General features: G+C 62.5%; 4 protein-coding genes and 1 pseudogene. All 5 read right to left on the bottom strand.

All coding sequences use genetic code 11. The features are described 5' to 3' along the window. Nucleotides 1-288 (bottom strand): annotated as a pseudogene (locus LIG30_RS00495) (DUF2235 domain-containing protein); the annotation flags it as partial. A 15-nt stretch (nt 289-303) separates the two neighbouring features. Beyond that, nucleotides 304-909 (bottom strand): DUF3304 domain-containing protein, encoded by a 606-nt coding sequence (locus LIG30_RS24720; protein WP_083493834.1) that lies wholly within the window; start codon nt 907-909, stop codon nt 304-306. 15 nt (nt 910-924) lie between these two features. Continuing rightward, a complete protein-coding gene (locus LIG30_RS24715; protein ID WP_235510118.1) occupies nt 925-1,503 on the bottom strand; it encodes a DUF3304 domain-containing protein in 579 nt (192 codons plus the stop codon). 20 nt (nt 1,504-1,523) lie between these two features. Then, nucleotides 1,524-1,739, bottom strand: a complete 216-nt coding sequence (locus LIG30_RS25810) for a hypothetical protein (protein ID WP_152985947.1) — start codon at nt 1,737-1,739, stop codon at nt 1,524-1,526. Nucleotides 1,740-1,742: 3 nt separating this feature from the next. Then, on the bottom strand, nt 1,743-3,119 hold a 1,377-nt coding region (locus LIG30_RS00480; RefSeq protein ID WP_038708701.1), incomplete at its 5' end, for a type VI secretion system Vgr family protein.

The raw sequence follows: 3,119 nt of genomic DNA, 5'->3' as shown, positions 1-3,119 counted from the left end.
GCCGACGCCCGGGATGTAGAAGGCAAACACCCCTTGATCGTTCTTATCCAATGCGACGTTAAATAGCCGAGCGACATTGGTATGGGTCCGCTTGTTCGAGTCGCGCAGGGGGTTATCCGCCGCATCGTTGTTGTTCGTGCCGTCAAAGAACAGGCTGATCTGCAACGTCTGCCGGCACGACCGGGTTTCGTCATGCATCCGCAGCGCGCCCAGCTTGAACGCGTCTTCGCTTTGCGATAGCGGCAGCCGGCCGCCCTCCGGCATCGCTTCTGGCCATCGAATCGTCACTGTCTTTCCCTCTTGTCAGTCGTGAGCCGGTGGATAGCGCCGGTTCCATTCTTCGTCGAGCACACCTTGGGCGATGTACGGATCGTTATCCGCCGGGCGGGCGTTCGGATTGTTACCGCCATCCCGATTACCATCGGTAATCATCACGCGAACCCGATCGCCGGGCAGGAAGATGCCCCACGCCTCGTTCGCATTGGCGCCGTTGTATGGCGCAATCCGCACGTTCTCCGCCTTGTACCAGTAGCCCCATTTCTTTCCGTCCGGCCGCTTCTTCGTCACCAGCCACCGCACCGTCAGCTTCAGTTCCGGCTGCCATTCAAAGGGATAGCGCATGCAACAGACCGCCTTACCACCACCGGACGGATTGCCATTTTTCTGGATCGGCATCACGTTCGGCCCTCCGCCGCGAATACCACTCGCAGGCGGCCCCACCATCGAAAACGTGTGGATGTACCACGGCGTGTAGTTCAGCGCGAGAACATCCATCCCGCCCCCCAGCTTCACCGGGTGAGGAACATCTATCGGTGTCACCGCATTCGGCTGCCCACCTGCGCACGCAGCCAGCGACAGACAGACCGCAGACAGCACGCTGGCCACCGCCACTCGCCCTTGAATCGTCATCGCATTGCTCCCTTGTCAGTCGTGAGCCGGTGGATAGCGCCGGTTCCATTCTTCGTCGATCACGCCCTGCGCGATATACGGATCGTTATCGGCCGGACGATTGTTCGGATTGTTGCCGCCATCGCGGTTACCATCGGTCAGCATGATGCGCACCCGGTCCCCCGGCAGGAAGATGCCCCACGCGTCACCGGTGTTCCCGCTGATGTACGGCGCAATCCGCACGTTCTCCGCCTTGTACCAGTAGCCCCATTTCTTTCCGTCCGGCCGCTTCTTCGTCACCAGCCACCGCACCGTCAGCGTCAGCTCCGGTTGCCATTCGACGGGCAGGCTCGTGCAACACTTTCCGCCACCTTCGGATGGCCGGCCATTCGCCTTGATTGGCATCACGTTCGGCCCCCCGCCGCGAATACCACTCCCGGACGGCCCCACCATCGAAAACGTGTGGATGTACCACGGCGTGTAGTTCAAGGCCTTGGTATCCCCCGACAGCAGTGGAACTCGGTGAGGCACCTCGACTGGCACTGCCGTCCCATTCGGCTGCCCACCTGCGCACGCTGCCAGCGACAGACAGAACGCCGACAGCACACCGGTCACCGCCACTCGTGATTGATTCGTCACTGCATGCCTCCCTTCCTGTACAGCCGGTTCCGTTCTTCGTCGATCACGCCCTGGGCGATGTACCCCGCCTTGAAATCCGCCCTGAACAGAATCTCGTCGCCCTTCATCATCGGCACGCCGTAATTGATCGCGTGAACGTACATGTCATGCAGAGGAAACTGACCGGCCAGGACAGCACGACGCGCAATAGAAGCAATTTTCATGTCGTTCATGATTCATCGAGGGACGAGTGCCGCCCCACCCCGCGCCGCCTTGAGCAGGCAATCGATGCAGATGCTCTTCGGCGCAAGGTCGACCGGCGAGTCATTCGGTCCCGGCAACGAATGAGTGGATGCGAACGCAACAAACTTGCCAGGCGTAAAAATCTCCGCGCCGCTGTCGTCGAGCACCAACCGGGTCTTGCCGCCTTGCAGTTCCAGCTTCTCGACGCCCTTGATCTGGATGACCTTCGTCAGCAACTGGATCGATTTGGCGGACTCCAGCCTGATCGAGCTGGTCACCGCGTGAAGAATGATGTCGCCCATCGCGGCCGAGATCCGGATGGCCGCACGCTGCGCAAACAGGCTGATCGTGTCGCGCACGCTCGCAAAGAGGCTGCGGCCGCCTGCGATTCCGACATGCCCCTCGCTCGTGACGGCGACCTGCTGCGCCGCCACGTGAACCGTTGCAGGCGTGGTGACTTCGACGCCAGCCTTGCCGGCGATAAGCAAATGGGGCTCGGAGAATTCCGGGAACGGATTGGCGTCATTCGCGACGCCACGGATCTGTCCGTTCTGCGCTTCGATCGTCTTCGCCAAGTCGGACTGATGCCCGTCGGCCGCCTGGGCTTGACCTTCCTGAGCCGCGCGGCTCATCGCGACATGAAGGCTCTGTGCATCGTCGAGCCGCCGTATCGTTTCCGACATGGCCTTCGCATGTCCCTGCGCGTTGGGACGGCCTTCGGTCGTGAGCAGCATGCCCGTCGCCGCGCGGAATACGCCGTCCCCGTCGGTACGTAATTCGACGCCCTTGCCACGCGCGTCCTGCCGGCCGGCGCGCCCCGCAATATGCGTGATGTATCCCAGATTCAACTGCGACGCACCTTCGTCGCTCGACAGATGCGCCTGGATCTTCCCGTTCGTATCGTCGAAGGCGAGCGTGTTCGCACGCCGGCCGCCGATCTCCCGGCTGCGATAGCCGGCCAGCGCCTGGTTCTTCGGCAAATCGAACGGCGGCATGTTGAACGCATTGGTCGCGCTGCCCACGATGATCGGCAAATCCGGATCGCCATTGACGAACGAGACTTCGACCTCATGCCCCCGGCGCGGCAGAAAAACGCCGCCGAACTGATCGCCGTGCCATGCGCCGGCAACGCGCACCCAGCAGCTGGAACGCTCGTCGTTCCTGCCGAGCCGGTCCCACAGAAACTGCAGCTTCACCCGACCGTACGCATCGGTCCAGATTTCCTGATTCTCCGGGCACGTCACCACCGCATACTCGACGCCGCTCACGCGCGGCTTCGCGATCGTGCGCAACAGCCGGAACGGCTCGCTGGTCGGCTGCACCGTGAAGTCCGCCTCGCAGCGGTAGCGCTGGCCGGAACCCGACGCTTC

This window comes from Burkholderia sp. lig30 (assembly GCF_000687455.2).
Classification (GTDB): Bacteria; Pseudomonadota; Gammaproteobacteria; order Burkholderiales; family Burkholderiaceae; genus Burkholderia.
This window is presented reverse-complemented; position numbering and strand designations above follow the sequence as displayed.